The sequence below is a fragment of the Streptomyces sp. BB1-1-1 genome (assembly GCF_031597775.1).
Taxonomy (GTDB): domain Bacteria; phylum Actinomycetota; class Actinomycetes; order Streptomycetales; family Streptomycetaceae; genus Streptomyces; species Streptomyces thinghirensis.
The window spans coordinates 1503388-1528512 of record NZ_CP134203.1; the positions used below are offsets into that span (position 1 = coordinate 1503388).

The 25125-nt window shown below is 73.2% G+C and carries 23 protein-coding genes; 6 read left to right on the top strand and 17 right to left on the bottom strand.

Annotated elements, in window-relative coordinates; genetic code table 11:
- Positions 1–2 precede the first annotated feature (2 nt).
- Positions 3–1412, bottom strand: a complete 1410-nt coding sequence (locus RI578_RS06995) for an NAD(P)/FAD-dependent oxidoreductase (RefSeq protein ID WP_310870266.1) — start codon at positions 1410–1412, stop codon at positions 3–5.
- 102 nt (positions 1413–1514) lie between these two features.
- Here RI578_RS06995 and RI578_RS07000 point away from each other — a divergent pair, with 102 nt between their 5' ends.
- Positions 1515–1787, top strand: coding sequence for a hypothetical protein (locus RI578_RS07000; RefSeq protein WP_310870267.1), 273 nt, complete (start codon positions 1515–1517; stop codon positions 1785–1787).
- Entirely contained in the window at positions 1781–2188 is a 408-nt protein-coding gene (locus RI578_RS07005; RefSeq protein WP_310870268.1) for a hypothetical protein, read from the top strand. The genes RI578_RS07000 and RI578_RS07005 overlap by 7 nt, the downstream gene beginning before the upstream one ends.
- Here the strand turns inward: RI578_RS07005 and RI578_RS07010 are convergent.
- From RI578_RS07010 to RI578_RS07055, 9 genes are all read right to left on the bottom strand, one after another.
- Complete coding sequence (locus tag RI578_RS07010) at positions 2124–2969, bottom strand: inositol monophosphatase family protein (RefSeq protein ID WP_310870269.1); 846 nt, start codon at positions 2967–2969, stop codon at positions 2124–2126. The genes RI578_RS07005 and RI578_RS07010 overlap by 65 nt on opposite strands.
- A gap of 172 nt (positions 2970–3141) precedes the next feature.
- Positions 3142–4977: a gamma-glutamyltransferase family protein gene (locus RI578_RS07015; protein ID WP_399063045.1), complete on the bottom strand. Its 1836-nt coding sequence runs from the start codon at positions 4975–4977 to the stop codon at positions 3142–3144.
- Between the two features lie 605 nt (positions 4978–5582).
- The gene (locus tag RI578_RS07025) at positions 5583–6155 is read right to left on the bottom strand and encodes a DM13 domain-containing protein (protein ID WP_310870271.1); all 573 of its coding nucleotides are present in this window, start codon (positions 6153–6155) and stop codon (positions 5583–5585) included.
- A gap of 92 nt (positions 6156–6247) precedes the next feature.
- Entirely contained in the window at positions 6248–7552 is a 1305-nt protein-coding gene (locus RI578_RS07030) for an MFS transporter (RefSeq protein ID WP_310870272.1), read from the bottom strand.
- Positions 7549–8466, bottom strand: a complete 918-nt coding sequence (locus RI578_RS07035; RefSeq protein WP_310870273.1) for an ABC transporter ATP-binding protein — start codon at positions 8464–8466, stop codon at positions 7549–7551. The genes RI578_RS07030 and RI578_RS07035 overlap by 4 nt, the downstream gene beginning before the upstream one ends.
- Positions 8463–9515 carry an iron ABC transporter permease gene (locus RI578_RS07040; RefSeq protein WP_310870274.1) on the bottom strand — a complete coding sequence of 351 codons (1053 nt, stop codon included), beginning with the start codon at positions 9513–9515 and terminating at the stop codon, positions 8463–8465. The genes RI578_RS07035 and RI578_RS07040 overlap by 4 nt, the downstream gene beginning before the upstream one ends.
- The gene (locus RI578_RS07045) at positions 9512–10555 is read right to left on the bottom strand and encodes an iron ABC transporter permease (protein WP_310870275.1); all 1044 of its coding nucleotides are present in this window, start codon (positions 10553–10555) and stop codon (positions 9512–9514) included. The genes RI578_RS07040 and RI578_RS07045 overlap by 4 nt, the downstream gene beginning before the upstream one ends.
- A complete protein-coding gene (locus RI578_RS07050; RefSeq protein WP_310870276.1) occupies positions 10552–11592 on the bottom strand; it encodes an iron-siderophore ABC transporter substrate-binding protein in 1041 nt (346 codons plus the stop codon). Before RI578_RS07050 ends, RI578_RS07045 begins: the two co-directional genes overlap by 4 nt.
- 221 nt (positions 11593–11813) lie before the next feature.
- Positions 11814–12584, bottom strand: coding sequence for a helix-turn-helix transcriptional regulator (locus RI578_RS07055; RefSeq protein ID WP_310870277.1), 771 nt, complete (start codon positions 12582–12584; stop codon positions 11814–11816).
- Between the two features lie 113 nt (positions 12585–12697).
- Here RI578_RS07055 and RI578_RS07060 point away from each other — a divergent pair, with 113 nt between their 5' ends.
- Positions 12698–13762, top strand: coding sequence for a biotin/lipoate A/B protein ligase family protein (locus tag RI578_RS07060; protein ID WP_310870278.1), 1065 nt, complete (start codon positions 12698–12700; stop codon positions 13760–13762).
- Here the strand turns inward: RI578_RS07060 and RI578_RS07065 are convergent.
- The gene (locus RI578_RS07065) at positions 13759–14430 is read right to left on the bottom strand and encodes a response regulator transcription factor (RefSeq protein WP_310870279.1); all 672 of its coding nucleotides are present in this window, start codon (positions 14428–14430) and stop codon (positions 13759–13761) included. The two genes, RI578_RS07060 and RI578_RS07065, sit on opposite strands and share 4 nt — an antisense overlap.
- Positions 14427–15539, bottom strand: a complete 1113-nt coding sequence (locus RI578_RS07070; protein ID WP_310870280.1) for a sensor histidine kinase — start codon at positions 15537–15539, stop codon at positions 14427–14429. Before RI578_RS07070 ends, RI578_RS07065 begins: the two co-directional genes overlap by 4 nt.
- A 167-nt stretch (positions 15540–15706) precedes the next feature.
- Here RI578_RS07070 and RI578_RS07075 point away from each other — a divergent pair, with 167 nt between their 5' ends.
- From RI578_RS07075 to RI578_RS07085, 3 genes are all read left to right on the top strand, one after another.
- Positions 15707–16720, top strand: coding sequence for a carboxymuconolactone decarboxylase family protein (locus RI578_RS07075; protein ID WP_310870281.1), 1014 nt, complete (start codon positions 15707–15709; stop codon positions 16718–16720).
- Complete coding sequence (locus tag RI578_RS07080; protein WP_310870282.1) at positions 16717–17559, top strand: class I SAM-dependent methyltransferase; 843 nt, start codon at positions 16717–16719, stop codon at positions 17557–17559. Before RI578_RS07075 ends, RI578_RS07080 begins: the two co-directional genes overlap by 4 nt.
- A 152-nt stretch (positions 17560–17711) precedes the next feature.
- Positions 17712–18374: a hypothetical protein gene (locus RI578_RS07085; RefSeq protein ID WP_310870283.1), complete on the top strand. Its 663-nt coding sequence runs from the start codon at positions 17712–17714 to the stop codon at positions 18372–18374.
- On the opposite strand, the gene RI578_RS07090 is transcribed toward RI578_RS07085, so the two are convergent.
- From RI578_RS07090 to RI578_RS07110, 5 genes are all read right to left on the bottom strand, one after another.
- Positions 18365–19909, bottom strand: coding sequence for an NCS1 family nucleobase:cation symporter-1 (locus tag RI578_RS07090; protein WP_310870284.1), 1545 nt, complete (start codon positions 19907–19909; stop codon positions 18365–18367). The genes RI578_RS07085 and RI578_RS07090 overlap by 10 nt on opposite strands.
- A 116-nt stretch (positions 19910–20025) precedes the next feature.
- Complete coding sequence (locus RI578_RS07095) at positions 20026–21048, bottom strand: TIGR03842 family LLM class F420-dependent oxidoreductase (RefSeq protein ID WP_310870285.1); 1023 nt, start codon at positions 21046–21048, stop codon at positions 20026–20028.
- Between the two features lie 11 nt (positions 21049–21059).
- The gene (gene hydA, locus RI578_RS07100) at positions 21060–22460 is read right to left on the bottom strand and encodes a dihydropyrimidinase (protein WP_310870286.1); all 1401 of its coding nucleotides are present in this window, start codon (positions 22458–22460) and stop codon (positions 21060–21062) included.
- Between the two features lie 75 nt (positions 22461–22535).
- Positions 22536–23378 carry a nitrilase-related carbon-nitrogen hydrolase gene (locus RI578_RS07105; protein ID WP_310870287.1) on the bottom strand — a complete coding sequence of 281 codons (843 nt, stop codon included), beginning with the start codon at positions 23376–23378 and terminating at the stop codon, positions 22536–22538.
- 102 nt (positions 23379–23480) lie between these two features.
- Positions 23481–25103, bottom strand: a complete 1623-nt coding sequence (locus RI578_RS07110) for a PucR family transcriptional regulator (protein WP_310870288.1) — start codon at positions 25101–25103, stop codon at positions 23481–23483.
- Positions 25104–25125 lie beyond the last annotated feature (22 nt).

A 25125-nucleotide genomic window follows, 5' to 3' on the forward strand; every position in this document is an offset into this window, starting at 1 on the left:
GGTCACGTCTGCCGCAGCCTGCGCCAGACGGCCTTTGCCGCGTTGTGCCCCGACATGCCGTGCACTCCGGGGCCCGGCGGGGTTGCCGACGAGCAGATGAAGACGGCCGGGTGCGGGGTGGCGTACGGGAAGAGGGACAGCTTGGGACGGAGCAGGAGCTGGAGGCCGGAGACCGCGCCGGAGGCGATGTCGCCGCCGACGTAGTTGGCGTTGCGGGCGGCGAGTTCGGGCGGGCCCGCGGTGGCGCGGGCGAGGACGCGGTCGCGGAAGCCGGGGGCGAAGCGCTCCAGTTGACGCTCGATGGCGTCGGTGAGGTCGCCGGTCCAGCCGTTGGGGACGTGTCCGTACGCCCAGAAGACGTGCTTGCCCTCCGGTGCCCGGGTGGGGTCGGCGACGCTCGGCTGCACGGTGATGAGGAACGGTGCGTCGGGTGCCCGGCCCTGGCGGGCGGCCGCGTGCAGTGCCGCGCCGATCTCCGCGCTGTCGGCGCCGATCTGCACGGTGCCGGCGGTGCGGGGCTCCTTGGCGGTCCACGGGACGGGGCCGTCCAGCGCGTAGTCGATCTTGAAGACGCCGGGGCCGTACCGGTAGTCGGCGTAGTGGTTGCCGAGGCCGGCGATGCGGGCCAGGGCCGTGGGCGAGGTGTCGAAGACGTAGGCGCGCGCGGGCGGCAGGTCGTCGAGGCGCTTCACCTCGTAGTCGGTGTGGACGGTGCCGCCGAGATCCTTGAGGTAGGCGGCGAGGGCGTCGGAAATGCCCTGTGAGCCGCCGCGGGCCACGGGCCAGCCGCGGGCGTGCGCGGCGAGGGCGAAGACCAGGCCTATGGCGCCGGTGGCGAAGCCGCCGAGCGGGGCCATGACGTGCGCGACGAGCCCGGCGAAGAGGGTCTTGGCCTTGTCGTCGCGGAAGCGGCGCATCAGCCACGTCGACGGGGGCAGGCCGGTCAGGCCGAACCGGGCGAGGGTGACCGGGTCGCGCGGCAGCGCGGTGAGCGGGAGGGACATGAAGTCGCGGGCGAGCGTGTCCCACCTGGGGAGAAAGGGCTGGACCAGCCTGCGGTACGCGCCCGCGTCGCGCGCTCCGAAGGAGGCGGCCGTCTCACCGACCGACCGGGACAGGACGGCGGCCGAGCCGTCCGGGAACGGATGCGCCATGGGCAGCCCGGCGTGCAGCCACTCCAGCCCGTACCGCTCCAGGGGCAGGGCACGGAACGCCGGCGAGTTGATGCCCAGCGGGTGTGCGGCGGAGCACGGGTCGTGCCGGAAGCCCGGCAGGGTCAGCTCCTCCGTGCGGGCCCCGCCGCCCACGGTGCCCCGCGCCTCGAACACGGCGACCGAGAAGCCGCGCCGGGCCAGCTCCACGGCAGCGGTCAGTCCGTTCGGCCCCGCACCCACTACGACCGCATCGAGCATCGACGGCACCTTCGGACCCCTTCGTCAGCCGATGGCCACTGAGGATCAGGATATGCCCGGCAGCAGGCCGGACGGACGGGGCGGCGGGACAGGGTCCGACGGATGACGCGTCGCACACGCTTCCCCGGCCCCCGGGAGGGGCTCTGGCTCTGGTACGAGATCGGCGAGGACGGGCATGCGCTGCGGCAGGCGGCCTTCGACCGGTCACTGCCGGTCCCGCCCGCCGGGGGTCCCCTGTACCGCACGGACTGCCGCACGGGCGGGATCGCCGGCGGCGGCGCCTCGGTGGCGGCCTCTCGCGACGATCTCCGCTCGACGCTGGATCAGTTCGGCCGGACGGCCTGCGGTTCTACGAGACCGTGTACGGCGTGCTGACGGACGGCCCGGTCGAGGTGCCGCCCGGCGCGGAGGACGTCACCGGGGCCGAGTTCGAGCGGGCCTGGGAGACGGCGAGGCGGCACCGGCGTTTCACGCGCCGCCGCACGGGCCCGGTGCCCGAGGGGTCGCTGGTCACGGGCACGGTCACCGCCCTGCCGTGGGGTCCCGGCCTGACGGGGCTGGTGGTGGACATCGACCGGCCCGGACGGGCCTTCGTGGACATCGGACAGCTGCCCCCGCGCGGCGAGGACCGGCCGCCCGTCGGGACCGTGACCGAGTTCGAGGTCGTCCGGATCCACTTCGACGTCCGGCCGGAGCGCCCCGACCTGGAGATCAGGCTTCGCCCGACAGCAGTGCCACCACCTGGCGGGCCGTGGCCGCGTCGCGGGCCGCGGTGAACGGCAGGTCGTTGTCGCCCGTGATCCGGAAGGGCTCGCCCGTGCGGGTCAGGTGGGTCCCGCCCGCCTCCTCCACCAGGAGGAGCCCCGCGGCGTGGTCCCAGGCGGCCTCCCAGGAGAAGGCCGTGGCGTCGGACTCGCCCCGGGCGACGGCGAGGTACTCCAGTCCGGCCGAGCCGCAGGCGCGGGGTGCCACGCCCGGGGTGCGCAGGCCGAGCAGGGCGTGCTTCTGCTCGTCGGTGGTGTAGTCCGGGTGGGACGTGGCGACCCGTAGGTCGCGGCCGGGCTCGGGCGGGCCGGCGTACAGCCGCTCGCCGTCCAGGAAGGCGCCCCGGCCGCGCACGGCCGTGGCGAGCCGGTCGTCGGCGGGGGCGTAGGTCCAGGAGGCGTGCACGACGCCGTGGTGGGCGAGCGCGACCAGTGTGCAGAAGCCCGGGTCGCCGTGCACGAACTGCCGTGTCCCGTCCACGGGGTCGATGATCCACACCGGTGCCTCGCCGCGTATCGCCTCGTACGACGCGGGGTTGGCGTGCACCGCCTCCTCGCCGACCACGGCCGAGCCGGGCAGCAGGGCGGACAGGACGTCGGTGAGGTACAGCTCGGCCTTGCGGTCGGCGTCCGTCACCAGGTCGTGCGGGCCGGCCTTCTCGTCGACCTCGTGTGCCGCGAGCCGGCGCCAGCGCGGCATGATCTCCAGGGCGGCCGCCTTGCGGACGGCCTCCTCCACCTCGTCGGCGTGCCGGGCGAGAAACTCGTCGATGGTTTCGTTGTTCTCGATCATGCCTCCATGAGAGCACGCCCCACTGACAATCCCCACCCGGGTGGTGTGCTCCGGGTGGAATCGGCACGAACATGGGGTGCCGGTGTCCGCGGACACGAGGCACGGGGGTGACGAGCTGAAGCGCGGAGGTCGACGAGCTGAAGGGCGGGGTCCACGAGCTGAGGCTCGGAGGTCAGCGGCCGACCGCGTAGCCCTGCATCCCGCGCGGGTTCGCCGCCGCCGACAGCACGCCCGTCTCCGGGTTCCGCGCGACGGCGCACAGCCGCCCCTCCGACCAGGCCTCGCCGACCGTCACGTCGTGCCCGCGGCGCCGCAGCTCCTCGACCACCTCCGTCGGCACGCGGGACTCCACAGTGACGCTCCCGGCCCGCATGCCGCGCGGGAAGAACGACCCGGGGAAGCTGTCGTTGTGCCAGTTCGGCGCGTCGATCGCGCCCTGGAGGTCGAGGCCGCCGCGCACCGGGGCGCGCAGCGCGACCGCCAGCAGGAAGTGCAGCTGCCACTGGTCCTGCTGGTCGCCGCCGGGCGTCCCGAACGCCATGACGGGCACCCCGTCGCGCAGGGCGATGGAGGGCGTGAGCGTGGTGCGCGGCCGACGGCCCGGGGTGAGCGAGTTGGGCAGGCCCTCCTCCAGCCAGGTCATCTGGAGCCGGGTGCCGAGCGGGAAGCCCAGCTCGGGCACGACGGGGTTGGACTGGAGCCAGCCGCCGCTGGGCGTGGCCGAGACCAGGTTGCCCCAGCGGTCCACGATGTCGAGGTGGCAGGTGTCGCCGCGGGTGCCCCCGTCGGCGGTGACGTCCGGTTCACCCGGCACCGGTGACGTCGGGCTCTTGGCGACCGTCGGCTCGCCGACCCCCAGGGCGTCGAAGCCCTCGCCCTCCACGGCCGCCCCGCGCGCGTGGGCGCTCAGCCGCGGGGCGCGTCCGCCCGGGCTGCCGGGCCGCAGCTCGAAGGAGGCCTTGTCACCGACGAGCGCCCGCCGTGCCGCGTTGTACTCCGGCGACAGCAGGTCGTCGAGCGGCACCCCGGCCGCGCCGTCCGCGTCCCCGTACCAGGCCTCCCGGTCGGCCATGGCGAGCTTGCAGCCCTCGACCAGCAGGTGGACGTAGTCGGCGGAACCGTAGCGGGGCAGCTCGGGCGGGAGCAGCGCGAGTTGCTGGAGCAGGACGGGGCCCTGGCTCCAAGGGCCCGCCTTGCACACGGTCCAGCCGTTCCAGTCGTACGTCGCGGGAGCCTCGTAGGACGCGGACCAGCCGGCGAGGTCGGCGGCGGTGAGGGTGCCGGTGTGGCGCTCGCCGCTGGTGTCCAGGGTGGGCCGCCCGGCCTGCCGTACGAGGGCCTCGGCGACGAACCCGGTGCGCCAGACCTCCCGCGCCGCGTCGATCTCCGCCACCCGGTCCCCCGCTCCGGTGGCCTCGGCGAGCAGCCGCTTCCAGGTGGCGGCGAGGGCGGGATTGCGGAACAGCTCGCCGGGGCGCGGCGGGTGTCCGTCCGGCAGGTAGACCTCGGCCGAGGACGTCCACTCGGTCTCGAACAGCGCCCGCACGGTCTCGACGGTCTCCGTGAAGCGCTCCACGGGCGCGTGTCCGTGCTCGGCGTAGCCGATGGCGTACTTCAGGACGTCGGCCAGCGGTTTGGTGCCGTGGTCGCGCAGCAGGAGCAGCCAGGCGTCGAAGGCACCGGGCACGGCGGCGGCGAGTGGCCCGGTGCCGGGGACGAGGTCCAGACCGAGCCCCTGGTAGTGCGCGACCGTCGCCCCGGCCGGTGCCACTCCCTGTCCGCACAGCACCCGCACCTCGCCGCCCGCCGGCGCGAGCAGGATCGGCACCTCTCCGGCGGGCCCGTTGAGGTGCGGCTCGACGACGTGCAGCACGAAGGCACCGGCCACGGCGGCGTCGTAGGCGTTGCCCCCGTCCTCCAGCACCGCCATGGCCGACTGCGAGGCCAGCCAGTGGGTGGACGACACCATGCCGAAGGTTCCTTGGAGCGTGGGCCGGGTGGTGAAGATGCCTCTCACCTCGCTGTGTCCGCGTGCCGGAAAGGGAGGACCGGTCGTCAGCGCGCGAGACGGGTCCCGGGGAGAGTCCGGGGAGTTCGGGCCGGAGCCTCCCCATCCGCTCCCCCGGCAGACTATCGCCCGTCACAGGATGATCTTTTAAGCACCCGTCCAAGCTGCTGAACCCGATGCGTTGGAGCGTTGGCAGCCCGCGACGCGCTACCACTCGGCCCCCGTACGTCCTTGGTCCGGGCCCGGCCACCTGCCGCACCGCTTTCTTCGCCGAGCTGGCCCGCGGCGGCGTCCTCGTCGCCGGTGACGCCGCCGCTCTCCTCGACCACTGGTCCCGGGAGGGCATTTCCTACGCGCTGTGCTCGGGAGACCTCGCGGGCCGCGCCTGCGCCCGTCTCGTCACCGCCGCCGGCGAGGCGGAGGCGGACACCGCCGCCGGCCACTACACGCACGGGAGGTCCGTTTGCCTCCGGCATGGCGCCGACTCGACGCCTACATCGCCGGCCGCACCAGCGTGGCCGGGATCATGGCCACGCCCTTGGTGCGCGACGCCGCCGTCCTGGCCGCCCGGCTCCCCTTACGCCGCCCGCGCCCGGCGGCAGGCATCAGACGCGGGCGAGTTCCGCGGCGCCGAAGGAGACGTCGAAGCGGTCGCACCAGATGCTCACGCTGGTGTATCGGGACAGGTCGACGTCGTCGGGTACGACGTAGTTCTGGCTGCCCTTGTTGCCCTTGAGCTTGCCGAGGCTGACGTACTCACCGTCGTCGAAGAGGTGCCAGCCGGCCCGGCCTTCCCTCACCGGCGCGTCGGTCAGCCACACCCGCAGGTCCGGGCCGTTGCTGGTGTCCAGGTTCTCCAGCCGTACGACATGGGAGCCGTCGGCGAGCCGCACCAGCCCGACCGTGCCGGAGGTGCTGTGCTCGTGGCTGATCAGCTCGCCGCCCGCCAGTGTCCGGGGCCCCGCGGCCACGCTCGGCGACGGGGCCGGGCCGGTGGCGGGGGCGGCCGGAGGGGAGGACGTCGCCGGTTGCACGGCCGGCAGCGCCTCGTCCACGGTCTCGTCCTGCCACAGCTTCCACGGCTGGAACCAGTACAGCCCCAGGCCCGCCCCGGCGACGACCACCGCCAGTACCGCGACGACCAGCCGCCTGCCCGGTCTCCTCAGCCCACGCGCCATTGTCCCGCCCCGCCTTTCGATGATCCTCCGTCGACACCCCCATTCAACGCGGCCGGTGGCGCGCACAGGGGCCGAAAAGAATGACGGATCTCTTACGCCGCGTCGCCCACGACCGGGCCCGGGTCCACGGGGCCGCCCGCGGCGGCTCGGCGGCGTGCGGCGTCCTCGTCGGTTCGGGCGTCGTAGCTGAGCAGCTTGGGCAGCGCCGTGGTGAGCAGGCCCACCGCGGCGACGCAGGCGAGTCCGCCGGTCCAGATCGCCGGGCGGGCGCCGGTCCAGCCGGCCATCGCTCCGGCGCGGACCTGGCCGAGTTGCGGACCGATGCTGTAGGACAGGACCTCGATGCCGGCGAGCCTGCCGCGCAGGCGGTCGGGAATGGTCTGGTTCCAGATGGTCGAGCGGCCCAGCCCGCTCAGCATGTCCCCCGCTCCGGCCAGCGCCAGGCACCCCAGCACCAGCCAGACGTGCGACGTCCAGCCGGCCGCCGCCATGGCCAGGCCCCAGCCGGCGGCGCCGAACACCACCAGCAGGCCGTGCCGCCGCGTTCTGGACACCCAGCCGCTGGTCAGGCTGACCAGCAGCGACCCGACGGCGCCCGCCGAGTACATCAGCCCCAGCGACCAGTCGGCGTCGAGTTCGTCGGCGAGGAAGGGGAAGACGGTGTTCGGGAAGGCGAAGAACATCGCCGCCAGGTCGATCGCGTAGGTGCCCAGCAGTACCGGCCTCGACCAGGCGTACCGGGCCCCTTCGGCGATGCCGCGCAACGACGGCTTGGTCGCGTGCTCGACGGGCGGCACGGACGAGAGCCGACGGCACATCAGGACCGACAGGCAGAAGCAGACCACCGTGGTGGCGTACGCGGGGACGTTGCCGGCGTAGGCGACGACGAGGCCGGCCAGCGCGGGGCCGGCGATGGCGCCGGCCTGCCAGCGCAGGGCGTTCAGGGCGGCCGCGGCGGCGAGCTGGTCGTGCGGGACGATGCGGGCCAGCAGGGAGTCGAGCGCGGGTCGTTGGAGTCCGGCGAGTGCCGCCACCCCGGCCGCCACCACGTACAGCGGCCAGAGCAACGGCGTCGGCAGCAGCGCGTTCACGAGCAGGACGGCCGCCAGCAGCCCCAGTCCCGCCTCGGTCAGCACGATGACCTTGCGCCGGTCCACCGCGTCCGCGAGCGCACCGCCGTACAGTCCGAAGACCACCAGCGGGACGAGTTCGACGGCGCCCATCACACCGACCGCGAGCGGGGAGCCGGTCAGGTCCTTGATCTGGAGCGGCAGCGCGATCAGCGCCATCACGCTGCCGAGGTAGGTGACCAGGCCCTGCGTCCACAGCAGGCGGAAGTCGCGGGAGGAGCGCCAGGGCGCGAGGTCGGGCAGCAGCGCCGCGAGTCTCGGGGTCACGGCCTCGCTCCGGACTTCGGGGTGCCCTCGCGGGAGGTGTCCGAGACGGTGGTCCGGGCCTCGGTGCCGGTGCGGGAGGCGTCCGACGCGGTGGTCCGGAGGGTCTCCGCGGCGTCCGTCGTGTGGTGGCGGCCGATCGGCAGGACGAGGGGCTTGCCGGAGACCGGGTCCTCGATGACGCGGCTCTCCATTCCGTACAGGGCCCGGACCGTGTCCTCGGTCATCACGTCCTCGGTCGTCCCGGCGGCGTGCAGCCGTCCGGACGCCAGGGCGATGAGCCGGTCCGCGTAGCGGGCGGCCAGGTTGAGGTCGTGCAGCACCATGACGATCGTGGTGCCGCGGGTCCGGTTCAGGTCGGTCAGCAGGTCGAGGACCTCGATCTGGTGGCTGATGTCGAGGAACGTGGTGGGCTCGTCGAGCAGCAGCAGGTCGGTCTGCTGGGCCAGCGCCATCGCGATCCACACCCGCTGGCGCTGGCCGCCGGAGAGTTCGTCGACCGACCGGTCCATCAGGTCGGTCGTCTGTGTGGCCTCCAGCGCGGCGGCCACCGCCGCGTCGTCCTTCGCCGTCCAGCGCGCGAAGGCACGCTGGTGGGGGTGGCGGCCCCGGCCGACCAGGTCCAGCACCGTGATGCCCTCGGGGGTGACCGGTGACTGGGGCAACAGGCCCAGGGTGCGGGCCAGTTCCTTGGCGGGGGTGCGGTGGACCTCCCTGCCGTCCAGGACGACGCGGCCGGTGCGCGGGACGAGCAGCCGGGACATGGCGCGCAGCAGCGTCGACTTGCCACAGGCGTTGGCGCCGACGATCACCGTGATCCGCCCGGCCGCCAGGGTCAGGTCCAGGCCCTCGATGACGGCACGGTCGCCGTAGCCGAGCGTGAGGTCCTCGGTGGCGAGGGTGTGGGACGCGGTCACAGTGAGCCTCCGGCCCGGTTGGTGCGGACGATCAGGTAGACGAGGTAGGGCGCGCCCAGGACGCCGGTGACGATGCCCACGGGGTAGCGGGTGTCGAAGGCGTACTGGCCGGTGAAGTCGGCGACCAGGACGAGCAGGGCGCCGACCAGCCCCGCGGGCACCAGCAGGGATCCGCCGGGCCCCACCAGGCGGGCGGCGATCGGCCCGGAGAGGAACGCGACGAACGCGATCGGTCCGGCGGCCGCCGTCGCGAACGCGATCAGCCCGACGGCCGCGACGATCACCGTGACGCGGGTGCGTTCGACGCGGACGCCGAGCGCGGACGCCATGTCGTCGCCCAGGCTCAGCGCGCTCAGGTCGCGGGCGCGGCACAGCAGTACCGGGCCGCACACGAGTCCGGCGACGACGGCGGGCACGGTCTCTTCCCAGGTGGTGCCGTTGAGGCTGCCGGTGAGCCAGCGCATCGCCTCCTGGAGGTCCCATTCACCGGCCTGCGACAGGACGTAGGAGGTGACGCTGTCGAGCAGCGCGGCGACGCCGATGCCGATCAGGATGAGCCGGGTGCCGGCGACCCCGTCGCGGAACGCGAGGGTGTAGATGAGCAGCGCCACGCCGAGGGCGGCGGCGATCGCCACGACCGACACCTCGGTCCCGCCCAGCGAGAAGGTCACGATGGCGATGGCGGCCGCCGCGCTCGCTCCCGCGCTGATGCCGATGACGTCGGGGCTGGCGAGCGGGTTGCGGAGCATCGTCTGGAAGGTGACGCCGGCCATGCCGAAGCTGAACCCGGCGGTCAGGGCCAGCACCGCCCGCGGCAGCCGCAGCGTGCCCACGGTGAAGGAGGCGCCCGGCACCTGCTCGCCCATGACCACGCGCAGCACGTCGCCGGCCGGGTAGAAGGTGTGGCCGGCCATGAGGGTCGTGACGAACGCGGCGACGACCAGCAGCAGGAGCGTCAGGGCGAGGAGCCGGCGCCGGTACGCGCCGCGGACCCGCGCCCGGGTGACGGCCGCCGTCGTGGACGGGGCGCGGACGGCTGGGGCGCTCACAGGGACCTGACCTTCTGCCGGCGGACGATGTGGATGAAGAAGGGGGCGCCGATGATCGCGGTCAGGATGCCCACGTCGATCTCGGCCGGCCGGGCCACGATCCGCCCCAGCACGTCCGCGGCCGTCAGGAGGGTCGCGCCGCCCAGCGCGGAGAACGGCAGCAGCCAGCGGTGGTCGACGCCCACCAGGAGCCGGCAGGTGTGCGGTACGACGAGACCGACGAAGACGATCGGTCCGGCGACGGCGGTGGACGCGCCGCACAGCACGACCGCGCCGAGCGCCGCGCCGGCCCGGACGAGGGCGACCCGCTCACCGAGACCGGCGGCCAGGTCGTCGCCCAGTGCAAGCGAGTTGAGGGCACGGGCGGCGGCCAGGCAGATGACGAACCCGGCGCCGAGGAACGGCAGGACGCTGCCGAGCTGGTCGTAGGAGGCGCCTCCGACGCCGCCGATCTGCCACAGCCGGAAGGTGTCGGAGATGTCGTTGCGGGGCAGTACGACGGCGCTGACCAGCGAGGCGAGCGCGGCCGAGATGGCGGCGCCGGCGAGGGCCAGCTTCAGCGGGGTGGCGCCGCCGCGGCCCAGCGAGCCGACGGAGTACACGAAGGCGGCGGTCAGCGCCGCCCCGAGCATCGCCGTCCAGATGTAGCCGGACGCCGACGCGAGGCCGAAGTGGGCGATGCCGGTGACCACGGCCAGGGAGGCGCCCATGTTCACGCCGAGGATGCCGGGGTCGGCCAGCGGGTTGCGGGTGACGCCCTGCATGACCGCGCCGGAGAGTCCGAGGGCGGCGCCCACGACGACGGCGAGGAGGGTACGGGGTATTCGTTTGGCGACCGCCGCCTCCTCCAGGGTGGACTCCGCCCCGCCGAGCGCCGCCCACACGTCGGACCAGGCGACGGCGCGGGAGCCGAAGGCGAGGGAGGCCGCCATGACGGCGATCAGGACCGCGGCGAGGACGAGGAGCCGGCAGACGTGGGCGCGCGCCGGACGCCGTACCAGGACGGCGTCCGGCGCGACCGGGGTGTCGGTGACGGTCACTTGACCTTGTCCGCGGCCTTGGCGAGCGCAGCCAGGTAGTCGTTCAGGACGTACGGGATCGACAGCGGGGTGGGGTTGGCGGCGGTGGCCAGTGGGGTGCTGTCGGGCAGCAGGTAGATGGAACCCCGCTTGACCGCGGCCAGCTTCGAGGTGAGCGGGTCGGCCTTGAGCGCCTTGAGCAGTTCGCCCGTGGAGTCTCCGTAGCCGGTGATGATGTCGACGTCGTTGAAGTCGTCGATGCGCTCGGCGCTCTTGGTGAGGACGAACTTCTTCGTCGACTCGGACGGCTCGGAGATGCTCACGGGGATCTTCATGCCGAGGTCGGTGAAGAACTGCGTGCGAGTGTCGTGGGTCGTGTAGAAGCCGACCTGGCTGACGTCCTTGGAGGACACGTGCGTCATGAACATCGCCGACTTGCCCTTGAGCTGGGGGTACTTGGCGACCGTCTCGTCGATCCGCCCCTCCAGGTCGCCGATCAGCTTGTCGCCCTCGTCGGCGAGTCCGATGGCCTTGCTGTTCAGGCGGATGATGTCGCGCCACGGGGTGGCCCAGGCGGCCTCGGGGTAGGCCACGACGGGGGCGATCCGGCTGAGGGTCTCGTAGTCCTGCTCGGTCAGTCCGGAGTACGCGGCGAGGATGACGTCGGGCCTGGTGTCGGCGACGGCCTCGAAGTCGATGCCGTCGGTCTCGTCGAACAGGACCGGCGTCTTGGCGTCGAGTTCCTTGAGCCGCTTCTCGGTCCAGGGCAGCACGCCGTCCCCGTCGTCGTCGCCGAAGGTGGCCTTGGCCATGCCGACGGGGACGACGCCGAGAGCGAGCGGTACTTCCTCGTTGGCCCAGTTCACGGTGGCGACGCGCTTGGGCTCGGAGTCGATGACGGTGGTCCCGAGCGCGTGCCTCACCGTCACGGGGAAGCCGGAGCCGTCGGCGCCGGCGGCGCCGCTGTCGTCCTGGTCACCGTCCTGGCCGCCGCAGGCGGTGAGGCCGAACAGGAGGGCCGCCGCGAGGGCGAGCACACGAAGGCGTGGAGTTCTCATCGACCCGTGGTGTCACTTTCGGTCGGCGGTGCCGGGGCCCAGGCTCCGGCACGCGGACTCGGCGGCCGGGAAGCAGGGCACAGCACGCGCGCCAGCTAGTTAGGTAAGGCTTACCTGCACAGGTTATGGAGTCGGCGCGCGCGCATCAATCGAGTCTTTTGGACAGGCCGTGTAGCGATCGGGACATCCTTGGTCCGTCAGCGGGTCTGCCAGCGGGTCCGTCAGCGGGTCCGGAAGCTGCCCGGAGTGGTCCCGGTGGTCCGCCGGAAAGCCGCCCCGAAGGCGCTCGCCGAGCGGTAGCCGACCGCGTCGGCCACCACGTCGACCTCGAATCCGCGGGAGAGGAGCTGCACGGCGTGCTGGGCCCGTACCGCGGCGACCCAACGGGCGAAACTCGTGCCCGTCTCGGTCCGGAACGCCCGGGTCAGGGTGCGGGCGCTGCACCCGAGGGAGGACGCCCAGCCGGCCAGCGTCCGCTGGTGGGCTGGATCGGCCCGTACCGCGTCCACGATCGGCCGCAGCAACGGGGACGTGGGCAGCTGCACCAGCAGCGCCCGGGGCGACGGCCGCAGGACGTCGAGGACCATCGTCTCGGTCACGGCCCGGGACCGCGACGTCAGGTCCTCCTCCTCCAGCCGCTCCAGCAGGAGCCGGAGCAGCGGGGTGATGTCCACGGCGACCGGTACGTCGGGCAGCGCCGACACCGTGCCGTGCCGGAAGAAGTGGGCCCGGTACGCGGTGCCCGCGACCGCGGAGGCGGAGTGCAACTGCCCCGCCGGCATCCACAGTCCCAGCGTCGGCGTGACGCACCACACCCGGGAGCCCACCACGACCGTGGACGCGCCGTGCTCGTTCCAGAGGAGTTCGTGCCACGGGTGCGAGTGCTCGTTCCAGGCCGTGTCGTCGGCGACGACCTCCTCGTACCCCTTGATCACGAAGGGCACGTCCACCTCGCCGGCGGCGAGCGCCGGCAGCTCCCTGGTGACCCGCATGCGGTCAGGCTAACCGGCACCGGCCGCCCGCCCCGTACGCGGGTGGGACGGCCCCGGGAACACCGTGATCGGCTCCGCTGTTGCCCCTCATGTGCGGAAACGGAGGCGGATCGGTGCACGGTGAATACAAGATCCCCGGCGGCAAGCTGGTCGTCGTGGACGTGGAGGCCGACGGCGGTGTGCTGCGGCACGTGCGCGTGGCGGGCGACTTCTTCCTGGAACCGGACGACGCGCTGGACGCCGTGAACCGCGCGCTGGAGGGCGCCCCCGCGGACACCGACGCCGCCGGACTCGCCGCGCGGATCGACGCGGCGCTGCCCGAGGGCACCGTGATGTACGGGCTGACCTCGGAGGGCGTCGGCATCGCCGTGCGCCGGGCCCTGGCGCACGCCACGGACTGGACGGACTACGACTGGCAGCTGATCCACGAGGGCCCCCAGGCCCCGACGCTGCACATGGCCCTTGACGAGGTGCTGACCGCCGAGGTCGCCGCGGGCCGGCGCCCGCCGACACTGCGGGTGTGGGAGTGGGGCGCCCCGGCGGTGATCATCGGCAGCTTCCAGTCGCTGCGCAACGAGGTGGACGCCGAGGGCGCCGCCCGCCACGGCATCGAGGTGGTGCGCCGGATCTCCGGCGGCGGCGCGATGTTCGTGGAGCCCGGCAACACCATCACCTACTCGCTGTCCGTGCCGGAGGCCCTGGTACAGGGGCTCTCCTTCCAGGACAGCTACGCCTACCTCGACGACTGGGTGCTCGGCGCCCTCGGCGAGCTGGGGATCCGCGCCTGGTACCAGCCGCTGAACGACATCGCCACCGACCAGGGCAAGATCGCGGGAGCCGCCCAGAAGCGCGTCGTGGGGCCGGGCGGCGGTCCCGGCGCCGTGCTGCACCACGTGACCATGTCGTACGACATCGACGCCGACAAGATGCTGGAAGTGCTGCGCATCGGGCGGGAGAAGATGTCCGACAAGGGCATCAAGAGCGCGAGGAAGCGGGTGGACCCGCTGCGCCGGCAGACCGGGCTGGCGCGGGAGGCCGTCATCGAGCGGATGATCGAGTCGTTCGCCGGCCGGTACAGGCTCGCCCAGGGGAAGGTGACCGACGAGGAGCTGGCCCGGGCGCGGGAGCTGGCCGACACCAAGTTCGGCTCCGACGGGTGGACGGCGCGCGTCCCCTAACGGAGACGCGCCTCCACCAGGCCCGACTCGTAGGCGAACACCACGAGTTGGGCCCGGTCCCGGGCGCCCAGCTTGGTCATCGCGCGGCTGATGTGCGTCTTGGCGGTCAACGGGCTGATCACCATGTGCACGGCGATCTCCTCGTTGCTCAGGCCGCGGGCGGCGAGCGCGGTGACCTCGCGTTCGCGGCGGGTGAGGCGGTCCAGGCCGGGGGCGGTGGCACGGTCCGGGGGCCGGGAGACGAACTCGCCGATCAGGGTGCGGGTGACCGAAGGGGAGAGCAGCGCCTCACCGCGGGCCACCACCTCGATGGCCTGGAGCAGGTCGGCGGGCTCGGTGTCCTTCAGCAGGAAGCCGCTCGCTCCCGCCCGCAGCGCCTCGAAGACGTACTCGTCCAGGCCGTAGTTGGTGAGGATGACCACGCGGACGGCGGCGAGGGCCGGGTCGGCGGCGATGCGGCGGGTCGCCTCGATGCCCGACATCACGGGCATCTGCACGTCGACCAGCGCCACGTCGGGCACCCGGTCCCGCACCAGTGCCACGCCCTGCTCACCGTCGGCCGCCTCGCCGACCACCTCGATGCCTTCCTCGGCGTCGAGAAGGGCCCGGAAGCCGGCGCGCATCAGCGCCTGGTCGTCGACGAGCACCACCCGCAGGACCTCGCTCATACCGTCTCCCCCAGCGGCAGCCGGGCCCGCACCGAGAAGCCGCCCTCCGCGCGCGGGGCGGCGCCCAGGGTGCCGCCGAGAGCCGTCACGCGTTCCCGCATGCCGGTCAGGCCGGTGCCAGGCGTCGGCGGGCGGGCCGGATCGGCGGCTCCGTCGTCGTCCACGTCGATCGCCAACCGCCCCTCGCTCCCCCTGCCGTAGTCGATGAGGACCGTCACCTTCGCCGGTCCCGCGTGCCGCGCCGCGTTGGTGAGGGCCTCCTGGACGATGCGGTAGGCGGCCCGGTCGACGGCCTGCGGCAGCGGGCGTTCGTCGCCGGTGACCGTCAGGTCGACGGCGAGACCGGCGGCGCGGGCCCGCTCCACGAGCAGGGCCGGGGTGCCGGTGGGTTCGTCGGCGCGCAGCACCTGGAGGGCGGAGCGCAGCTCGCGCATCGCCTCGCCACTGGCCTCCTGGATGGCGAGCAGCGCCGGCGGCACCTCCTCGCCGCGCTTGCGGGCCAGGTGGACGGCGACGCCGGCCTGGAGCTTGACGATGGAGATGCTGTGCGTGAGCGAGTCGTGCAACTCCCGGGCGATGCGCAGGCGTTCCTCACCGGCGCGGCGCAGGGCCGCCTCCTCCCGGGTGCGCTCCGCCTCCAGGGCGCGCTGCTCGGTCTGGCGCAGGTACGCCTGCCAGTTCCGGTCGGCGAGCCCGGTCACCACCGCGCACAGGAACCAGCCGGCGAGCAACCCGGCCCGCTCGGCCACCTCCTGGGTCCCGGGGCCCGTCGCCACGTACCCGGCCAGGAACACCGCGCCGCCGGCCGCGGCGACGCCCCGGTGGCCGACCCGGGCCGCGGTGTGCACGGCGCCCAGGACGGGCAGCGCGGAGAGCGGCCCGGGGTGGGCGTGCAGGACGTAGGCCGTACCGAGCACGGTGGCGACGGCGAGCACCGCGCGCGGGGCGGCACGGTGGAAGGCGAGCGCCGCCGAGGCGAGGGCGATCAGCGCGTGGTCGAGAGCCGTGGTGTCGTCGTCGAAGGCGGCCACGGTCATGCCGAGGGCACCGACCACGACCGCGAGGACCGCGTCGGCGAGCCACCTGCGTTCGGCCTGACGCTCACTCATACCCGCACCCTAGACGGCCCCGACGGCGGTCGCGTCGGCCCTGTGGACGGCTTGCGGAGTACTCCCGGCGAAGTAGTTGCCCCTCGGGACCGGACCGCGGGGCGCAGCGCCGACCGCATCCGGCCGTACGACGACCGCGGGCACCCCGGTGGCACACGCTGCTGTCCATGCCCACACCCTTCCGTCACACCGAACCCCTTCCGCCGAAGGCGGCCACCGGCCGCGTCGCCGAGGTCTACGCCCAGGCGGCGCGGGACTTCGGCATCCCCGAGCCCGCCCCGTTCGTGGTCCTCTCCTCCGCGCCCGCACTCGTCGCCCCGGCCTGGGCGCTGATGCGCGAGTCCCTGATCGCCGGGCCCGGCGGCCGGACCGGCAAGGAGGTCGCCGCCTTCGGGGTGTCGCAGGCCAACAAGTGCCGGTTCTGCGTGGACGCGCACACCATGCTGCTGCACGCCACCGGCGACCACGCCCTCGCCGAGCGGCTGGCCCGGGGCCAGGAACCGGCCGACGAGCAGCACGCGCGCGTGCTCGACTGGGCGCGGCGCACCCGTGTCCCGGGGGCCGCGCGGGAGCCGTATCCGTTCCCGCGCGAGGAGGCCCCCGGCTATCTCGGCACCGCGCTGGCCTTCCACTTCATCAACCGCGTCATGTCGGCCCTGGTGACCGAGAACCTGCTCCCGGCCGACGCGCAGCGGCTGCGTCCGGTGCGGAGCCTGGCGGGCCGGTCGCTGTCCCGGACCGTACGCCGCCCGGCCGTCCCCGGTGCCGCCCTGTCCCTGCTCGACGACCCCGGCCCGGGACCGGCGTGGGCGGCGGGCACACCGGTCGGCCCCGCGTACGCGGCGCTGAGCACCACCGCCACCATGGGCGCCGGGCTCCTCGACGCCGACGACCAGGCCCTCGTACGCGCCGCCCTGCGTGACTGGGACGGGTCTCACCCTCCCCTCGCCCGAGGCCCCTTCCCCGACCGGCGGGAGCGGCCCGGCGCACGGCTGGCGCTGCTGGCCGCGCTCGCGCCGGGCGGGATCACGGACGCGGACGTCGCGGCATGGCGCCGGCCCGAGCACACCGACCACTGCCTGGTGCACCTCGTCGCGTACGGCGCGTTCGCCGCCGTGGACCGCATCGAGACCGCCCTGAGCACACCCGTCACCCCGCCCACCATCCAGGAGACCTCATGACCCTCGTCGCCGACCCCCGCCGGGCCGAGGCCTGGAACGGCCCCGCCGGCGCGCACCGGGCCGGCCACCAGGACCGCTACGACGCCCTGCGCTGCGACGCCCGGCGCTACGACGCGATGCCGGCGGGCGTGGACGACGCCTTGTTCGGCGCGGCGGCCATCGCCCCCGGCGACCGTGTCCTCGACGTCGGCTGCGGGGCCGGCGCGACGACCCGGATCGCGGCGCGGCTCGCCGCCCCCGGGTACGCCGTCGGCGTCGACGTCTCGGCGCCTCTGCTGGCACGGGCACGCGCGAGCACGGCGGCCGAGGGCATCGCGAACGCGACGTACGAGTGCGCGGACACTCAGGCGCACGCGTTCGCGGCCGGTGGGTACGACGTGGTCGTCAGCCGGGGCGGGGTGAGGTTCTTCGCCGACCGTGCCGCCGCCTTCCGGAACCTGGCGCGCGCCCTGCGGCCGGGCGGCCGGCTCGCGTTCGTCTGCCCCCGGCCGCCGGGACCCGAGTCGGAGCAGGGCCGGGCGCTCGCCCGGCTCGTCGACGAGAGGACGGGCCCGGACCGGGTCGCCGCGCGCACGGCGATGGCCTCGTTGTCGGATCCGGCGCGCGTCCGGGAGGCACTGGCCGGGTACGAGGGGGTGACGGTCGCCCCGGTCACCGTCGAGACGGTCTGGGGCCGGGACGTGCGCGATGCCGCCGAGTTCCTCCTGTCGCGCGTACCGGGCGGCGCGCTCCCCGCCTCTCGGCTCGCCGGTCTGGAGGAGGCCCTGCGCCCGTTCCACACCGGCACCGGCGTGCGGATGCGGGCCGACGTGTGGCTGGTGACGGCGGTCCGGCCCTGACGCCCCCGCCCGGACCAGGTGCTCCCGTTCGTCTGCGTCACCGCGCGGCCACGCACCGAGTTCGCCCTTCCGCCCCACGGGGAGTCGTGTGACACTGGCGTCCCGTCCGCAGTGCGGACCCTCTCCGCACCGTCCCCCACGAGAAGTGCGCCGTGCGTTCTCTTCCCCTGCCGCTCGCCCTGACCGCGCGTCTGGCGCCGGTCGCCGTGCTCGCCACGGCGGGCTGGGCGCTGTCGTCCGGGCCGGACACGTCACCGGCCGCGAAGGACAAGACGCCGCCCGACACCACCGAACGGTCCGCCTCCGCACCGGCGACCGAGGCGGTGACGAAGACGTACGCCGCCGCTCCGGCACCCTGCGAGAGCCTGGCCCGGAAGACGGTCACCTCACTGGTGCCGGGTGCCGAGGCGGCCGGCAAGGAGATCCCCTCGACGGACACCGGTGTGCGCCGCACCTGTTCCTGGAACGCGCTCAAGGGGTACGACTACCGGTGGCTCGACGTCTCCTACGAGGTGATGAAGTCGGACGAGGCGGCGCTGAAGTCGTACGAGGAGCGGGTCGCCGACCGGAGCGGCGGTGGCGAGGTCCCGGGGCTCGGCGACGCGGCGTACTCCGTCGTGAACCTCACCACCGAGGACAAGCAGCAGACGCGCGAGGGCACCGTGCTGGTCCGCGCGTCCAACGCCCTGGTGATGATCACGTACAACGGCAGTGACTTCGAGTCGAAGAAGGCACCGAGTACGGAGACGATCAACAAGGGCGCCATCAAGGCGGCCAAGGAGGCGGTGGCCGCCTTGGAGGGCGGTCAGGGCTGAGCCGGGCCGGCCGCCGTACGGGGCCGGGTGGCGGGCAGCAGCATCAGCGCCAGGTAGAGCACCGTGGAGGTGCCGAGGCCCACCGCCCAGCCGTAGTCGGCCAGCGGTTCCAGGAACGGCACGGGACGGCCGTCGATCAGCGGGTGGAAGTCGGCGCCCCCGATGGCCAGGACGCCGCCGGCGAGGAAGGCGACGACCGCCCGCCAGTTCCAGCCCCGGTCGTACCAGTAGCGTCCGCCCGTGCGGTACAGGTCGACGAGGTCGAGACGGGCGCGGCGCAGGATCCAGTAGTCCGCGATGAGGATGCCGGCGACCGTGCCGAGCAGCCCGCCGACCAGGCCGAGCCAGGTGAAGATGTAGCCCTGCGGGTCGGAGTACAGCTTCCACGGGAAGATCAGCACGGCGAGGACGCAGGTGATGAGCGCGCCGGCCCGGAAACTCACCTTGCGCGGGGCGACGTTGGAGAAGTCGAAGGCCGGTGAGACCAGGTTGGCGGCGATGTTCACGGACAGGGTCGCCACCAGGACGGTGACGAGGGCGAAGAGCAGTCCCACCACGTTGTCCGTCTTCGCGGCGAGCTTCACCGGGTCCCAGATGGCCTCCCCGTACACCGCCTGCGAACCGGAGGTGACCATCACGGAGAGGAAGGCGAACAGCGTCATGGTGGTCGGCAGTCCGAGGGCCTGGCCGCGCGTCTGCGCCTTCTGGCTCTTTCCGTAGCGGGTGAAGTCGGGGATGTTGAGGGACAGCGTGGACCAGAAGCCGATCATGCCCATGAGGGAGGGCCAGAACAGTCTCCAGAAGTCGCCGCCCCAGCCCAGCTTCGACGGCTGGTCGAAGAGCGGGCCGAAGCCGCCCGCCTTGTCGGCCATCCACCACAGCATCACGAACGCGCCGACCAGCACGAAGGGCGCCGCCCAGTTCTCGAAGCGGCGGATCGTCTCCATGCCCCGGTAGATGATGGCGACCTGGATCGCCCAGAAGATGGCGAACGACAGCCACATCGTCCAGGCGTGGCCGCCGAACGTCGCCGCGTTCGTCCAGCCGTCGCCGATCAGCTTGCCGGCCAGGTAGTAGATCGCCTCGCCGCCGATCCAGGTCTGGATGCCGAACCAGCCGCACGCCACCAGCGCCCGCACCACGGCGGGCAGGTTGGCGCCGCGGATGCCGAAGGAGGCGCGGGCGAACACCGGGAAGGGGATGCCGTACTTGGGTCCCGCGTGTCCGGTGAGCAGCATCGGCAGGAGCACGATCACGTTGGCCAGGGCGATGGTGAACACCGCCTGCTTCCAGTCCATGCCGACGGCGATCAGACCGGAGGCCAGGGTCCAGGAGGCCGTGTTGTGGGCCATGCCGACCCACAGGGCGGAGAAGTTGTACGTGGTCCAGGTGCGTCCCCCGACGGGGACGGGCAGCAGGTCCTCGTTAGCGTAGGGGCCGCTCGGCGGCGGGGAGCCGGGGGCGAGCTCCACGCGCCCGTCGGGGAGGGTGACTTGGGCGGACGGCGGTATCGCCGTGGGCGCGGTGTCGGTCATGGGCAGGCCAATCGTGCGGTGGGACGGGAGAGGCCGTGCGGGCGGTGCCGAGGGGGGTGCGCGGGTGCGCCCTGGGCCCCCTTCCCGAGCGGGAAGGGGGGCGTGGTGGGGTGGGGTCAGCCGTTGACGGCCGGGATCACCTGGGTGCCGTACGCGTCGATCACGGCTTCCTGCGCGTCGTGCATGTCGTAGAGCGCGAACTGGTCGACGCCGAGGGCGCGCAGGGCGTTCAGCTTCTCGATGTGCTTCTCGGCCGGCCCGATCAGGCAGAACCGGTCGACGATCTCGTCCGGCACGAACCGGGTGTCCGGGTTGCCGCTGCGCCCGTGGTGGGAGTAGTCGTAGCCCTCGCGGGCCTTGATGTAGTCGGTGAGTTCGTCGGGTACGGCGGCGGAGTGGACGCCGTACTTGTCGACGAGGTCGGCCACGTGGTTGCCGACCATGCCGCCGAACCAGCGGCACTGCTCGCGCGCGTGGGCGAGCGCCTCGGGCGAGTCGTCGGCGGTGACGTAGGCCGGGGCGGCGACGCAGATCCGCACCTCGGACGGGTCGCGCCCCGCGGCGACGGCGGCGTCCTTGACGGCCTTGACCATGTACTCGGTCAGGTAGAGGTCGGCGAGCTGGAGGATGAAGCCGTCGGCCTCCTCGCCGGTCATCCTCAGCGCCTTCGGTCCGTACGCCGCCATCCACACGGGCACTTCGGCGCCCGGCTTGATCCAGGGGAACCTGACGACGGTGCCGCCGCCGAGGTCGGCCTCCTCTCCCCGGCCCAGCGCCCGGATGACCTTCATGGCCTCGCTGATGCGGGCCAGGGTGTTGGGCTTGCGGCCGGCGACGCGCATCGCGGAGTCGCCGCGGCCGATGCCGCAGACGGTGCGGTTGCCGAACATGTCGTTGAGGGTGGCGAAGGTGGAGGCGGTCACCTCCCAGGTGCGGGTGCCCGGGTTGGTGACCATCGGGCCGACCTTCAGTGTCGTGGTGTTGGCCAGGATCTGGCTGTAGATCACGAACGGCTCCTGCCAGAGCACGGCGGAGTCGAAGGTCCAGCCGTGGCTGAAGCCGTTGCTCTCCGCCCGCTTCATCAGGTCGACCACGCGGGAGGCGGGTGGGTCGGTCTGCAGGACGAGTCCGAAGTCCATGGGCGCGGCTCCTAGTTCAGGTACTGGCAGGTGGCGCGCGGGGTGTAGACGCCGTGGCCCTTGCGCCCGGTGTACTCCCGCTCGGTGACGACCGGCACGCCGCGCGAGAGCACGGTCTCCACGCGGCCGGTGATCCGCTTGCCCTCGTACGCCGAGTAGTCGACGTTCATGTGGTGGGTCTCGGCGGAGATGACCTGCTCGGCGTGCGGGTCGTAGACGACCACGTCGGCGTCGGCGCCCGGGGCGATGGTGCCCTTCTTCGGGTAGAGGCCGAACATGCGGGCCGGGGTGGCGCAGGCGATCTCGATCCAGCGGCGCCGGGTGATGTGCCCGTCGACGACGGCCTGGTGGAGCAGGTCCATGCGGTTCTCGACACCCGGCATGCCGTTGGGGATCTTGGAGAAGTCGCCCCGGCCCAGCTCCTTCTGGCCGCTGAAGCAGAAGGGGCAGTGGTCGGTGGAGACCACCTGGAGGTCGTTGGTCCGCAGGCCCCGCCACAGGGCCGCCTGGTGCTCGCGCGGGCGCAGCGGGGTGCTGCACACGTACTTGGCGCCCTCGAAGTCGGGCTCGGCGAGGTTGTCGGTGGACAGGAAGAGGTACTGCGGGCAGGTCTCGCCGAAGACGTTCAGGCCCTCGTCGCGGGCCCGGGTCAGCTCCGCGACCGCCTCCGTCGCGGAGACGTGCACGACGTACAGGGGCGCGCCGGCGACCTGGGCGAGCTTGATGGCGCGGTGGGTCGCCTCGGCCTCCAGGAGGGCCTTGCGGACCTCGCCGTGGAAGCGCGGGTCGGTCTCGCCGCGGGCGAGGGCCTGCTCGACCAGGACGTCGATCGCGATGCCGTTCTCGGCGTGCATCATGATCAGGCCGCCGTTGTCGGCGGCGCGCTGCATGGCGCGCAGGATCTGGCCGTCGTCGGAGTAGAAGACACCGGGGTAGGCCATGAACTGCTTGAAGGAGGTGACGCCCTCCTCCACCAGCAGGTCCATCTCCTTGAGCGTCTTCTGGTTCACGTCGGAGACGATCATGTGGAAGGCGTAGTCGATCGCGCAGTTGCCCTCGGCCTTGGCGTGCCAGGCGTCCAGGCCGGAACGCAGGGAGTGTCCGACGCTCTGGATGGCGAAGTCGACGATGGTGGTCGTGCCGCCCCAGGCGGCGGCCCGGGTGCCGGTCTCGAAGGTGTCGGCGGCGTAGGTGCCGCCGAAGGGCATCTCCATGTGGGTGTGGCCGTCGACGCCGCCCGGGATGACGTACTTGCCGCTCGCGTCGATGACCTGCTCGGCCGTGAAGGCCTGGGCGGCCGGGGTTCCGGTCGCGGCGAGGGCGGCGATCCGGCCGTCCTCGATCAGGACGTCGGCGTGGATCTCGTCGGACGCGGTGACGACGAGGCCGCCGCGGATTGCCGTACGGCTCATGGGGTCGCTCCTCGTTGTGGGTAAGTGACGGTTGTGGGTGGCTGGTCGCGCAGTTCCCCGCGCCCCTCAAGTCGTCTATGGAGCCGTCAGTGGTGCATACGACGCCGGCGCGCGGTCACGGTAGAACTGCCAGCGGTCTCGCACTTCTCGCAGCTTGGCCATATCCAGGTCCCGGACTACCAACTCGGTCTCCTTGTCGCTCGCGACCTCGCCGACGAACCGCGCCTCGGGGTCGACGAAGTACGAGGTGCCGTAGAAGTCGTTGTCGCCGTACTCCTCCACGCCGACGCGGTTGATGGCGCCGACGAAGTACTCGTTGGCGACGGCCGCCGCCGGCTGCTCCAGCTGCCACAGGTAGCCGGACAGGCCGCGCGAGGTGGCCGACGGGTTGAAGACGAGCTCCGCGCCTTCCAGGCCCAGCGCCCGCCAGCCCTCCGGGAAGTGCCGGTCGTAGCAGATGTAGACGCCGACCTTGCCGACCGCCGTGTCGAAGACCGGCCAGCCGGAGTTGCCGGGACGGAAGTAGAACTTCTCCCAGAAGCCGCGCACCTGCGGGATGTGCGTCTTGCGGTACTTGCCGAGGTAGGAGCCGTCGGCGTCGATGACGGCGGCCGTGTTGTAGAGGACGCCGGGCTGCTCCTCCTCGTACATCGGGAGCACCAGGACGATGCCGTGCTCGCGGGCGAGCCGCTGGAAGCGCTCGACTACGGGGCCGTCGGGGACGCGCTCGGCGTAGGCGTAGAACTCGGGGTCCTGGACCTGGCAGAAGTACGGTCCGTAGAACAGCTCCTGGAAGCACATGATCTGTGCCCCCTGCGCGGCGGCGTCACGCACCGCCTGCTCGTGGACCTGGATCATCGATTCCTTGTCGCCCGTCCAGGCGGTCTGGAAGAGCGCGGCACGGATCACTCGGCTCATCTTCGGCCTCCACTCGCTCGGTGTGCTGCGAGCCTAGGAAGGGCGGGTGGCCGAATTGAGTGGCACGGTGTCACGTTTGCGGGGGTCGGGCATTGCACGGTGTCACCCCTGTTGTGCGTCGTGGGCGAGGAGCGCGATGTGGACGGAGGCGGCCTGCTCGAAGTCGTCGAGGTCGACGCCGAGGCGGCCCTGTATGGCTTCCAGACGGCGGTAGAGGGCGGGCCGGGAGACGTGGTGGAGCTGGGCGGTGCGGGACTTGTTGCGGCCGGTGGCGAGGTAGGTGCGCAGTACGGACAGCAGGTCCTCGTCGGGGCCGCGCAGCAGCCCGTCCAGCTCCCGCTCGGCGAAGGACTGCACGTGGGGGTCGTCGCGCAGCAGCCGGACCAGTCCGCGCAGGTGGATGTCGCGCAGCCGCACGACGGGCGGCGGGTCGAGGGCGGTCGCGGAGTCGGCCACGGCGTCGGCGACGTGCTGGGCCTCGCGCAGGCCGGCCGGTACGTCGTCCCAGGCGGCGCGGGCGTCGGCCGCCGCCACCACGGCGTGGGCGGACTCCGGCTCCGACCGCAGCCGGGCCGCGAAGTGGGCGGTCAGCGCCCTGGCGTCCTGGTCGGGGGCGAGGCTGAGCAGGACGGCGCCGGCACCGTCGGCGAGTTCCGCCACGATCCCGGGCAGGCCCAGCAGCCGCAGCACGCGGTTCAGCCGGGCGGGCTCCTGGTCGCGGACGACGAGCGGGACGAAGACGCGCCGGTTGACCGGCAGTCCGGCGGCGCGGGCCCGGGGCAGGAGTTGCCGTGCCGGTACGGCACCGCTGACCAGGTCGGTGAGCAGGCTCCGCGCGGACTGCGCCTCCCAGGAGTCCCAGGAGTCCCAGGAGCCGCCAGGGGTCCCGGGGCCTCCCGCGTGGGTGCCGTCGCCGCCGAGCATGCGGTGCAGGACGAGGGCCTCGGCGGCGCGATCGGCGAGCAGCCGTCCGGCGGCCCGGTCACCGCGGTAGCCGCACAGCACCAGCCGCCCCCAGCGTTCCCCGCGGCCGCTCAGCTCGGCGCGGATCCAGCCGTCGGCGGTTCCGGCGCCGGCCTGGCGGGCGATGCGTTCCCAGTCCCGGAGCACGTCGTCGACCGCGGGCCGCTCCCCCGCCGTGGCGAGGACGCGGTGGGCGAGGTTGGTGACGACGACCGGGCAGCCGCCGTGCCGGGCCACCTCGTCGAGGAGGCGCTGCACGGGGGCGCCCGCGGTGATCAGCCCGGTCAGTTCGGTGCGTACGGCCTCGGAGAGGCTGACGGCGGCGAACTTGCGCCGCAGCAGCCGGGATTGCACCTCCTCGGTCAGTTCGGCGAAGGGGAAGGGCCGGTGCAGGACGACCAGGGGCAGCCCGCACCGCTCGGCCACCCGGCGCATCACGTCCGGCGGGGCCGGGAAGGCGCGGCCGAGACCGAGTACGACGGCGGCGGCCTCCGCGCGGTGCAGGGAGCGGATGTAGTCGCCCTGCTTGTCCTCGTCGCCGGCGAGCAGCACCCCGGTGGTGAGCACCATCTCGCCGCCGCTGAGCATCACGCCGACGTCGGCGGCCTCGGCGACGTGCACCCAGCGCACCGGCCGGTCGAGCCGGTGCGCACCGGCCACCACCTCGGGCTGCCCGGCGAGCACCCGCTCCAGAGTGAGGACCTGACGGACCGACAGAGCGGGCTCCCAAGGCTGCTGGTCCTGGTCCCAGGTGGTGGTCATGGCGGCGCCTCCTCCGCTGGGG

Bases quoted from the DNA above. Each gene is read 5' to 3' on its own strand.
- RI578_RS06995 (WP_310870266.1), bottom strand. From the start codon at position 1,412: ATGCTCGATGCGGTCGTAGTGGGTGCGGGGCCGAACGGACTGACCGCT.
- RI578_RS07000 (WP_310870267.1), top strand. From the start codon at position 1,515: ATGACGCGTCGCACACGCTTCCCCGGCCCCCGGGAGGGGCTCTGGCTC.
- RI578_RS07010 (WP_310870269.1), bottom strand. From the start codon at position 2,969: ATGATCGAGAACAACGAAACCATCGACGAGTTTCTCGCCCGGCACGCC.
- RI578_RS07025 (WP_310870271.1), bottom strand. From the start codon at position 6,155: ATGGCGCGTGGGCTGAGGAGACCGGGCAGGCGGCTGGTCGTCGCGGTA.
- RI578_RS07050 (WP_310870276.1), bottom strand. From the start codon at position 11,592: ATGAGAACTCCACGCCTTCGTGTGCTCGCCCTCGCGGCGGCCCTCCTG.
- RI578_RS07055 (WP_310870277.1), bottom strand. From the start codon at position 12,584: ATGCGGGTCACCAGGGAGCTGCCGGCGCTCGCCGCCGGCGAGGTGGAC.
- RI578_RS07065 (WP_310870279.1), bottom strand. From the start codon at position 14,430: ATGAGCGAGGTCCTGCGGGTGGTGCTCGTCGACGACCAGGCGCTGATG.
- RI578_RS07070 (WP_310870280.1), bottom strand. From the start codon at position 15,539: ATGAGTGAGCGTCAGGCCGAACGCAGGTGGCTCGCCGACGCGGTCCTC.
- RI578_RS07075 (WP_310870281.1), top strand. From the start codon at position 15,707: ATGCCCACACCCTTCCGTCACACCGAACCCCTTCCGCCGAAGGCGGCC.
- RI578_RS07080 (WP_310870282.1), top strand. From the start codon at position 16,717: ATGACCCTCGTCGCCGACCCCCGCCGGGCCGAGGCCTGGAACGGCCCC.
- RI578_RS07090 (WP_310870284.1), bottom strand. From the start codon at position 19,909: ATGACCGACACCGCGCCCACGGCGATACCGCCGTCCGCCCAAGTCACC.
- RI578_RS07095 (WP_310870285.1), bottom strand. From the start codon at position 21,048: ATGGACTTCGGACTCGTCCTGCAGACCGACCCACCCGCCTCCCGCGTG.
- hydA (WP_310870286.1), bottom strand. From the start codon at position 22,460: ATGAGCCGTACGGCAATCCGCGGCGGCCTCGTCGTCACCGCGTCCGAC.
- RI578_RS07105 (WP_310870287.1), bottom strand. From the start codon at position 23,378: ATGAGCCGAGTGATCCGTGCCGCGCTCTTCCAGACCGCCTGGACGGGC.
- RI578_RS07110 (WP_310870288.1), bottom strand. From the start codon at position 25,103: ATGACCACCACCTGGGACCAGGACCAGCAGCCTTGGGAGCCCGCTCTG.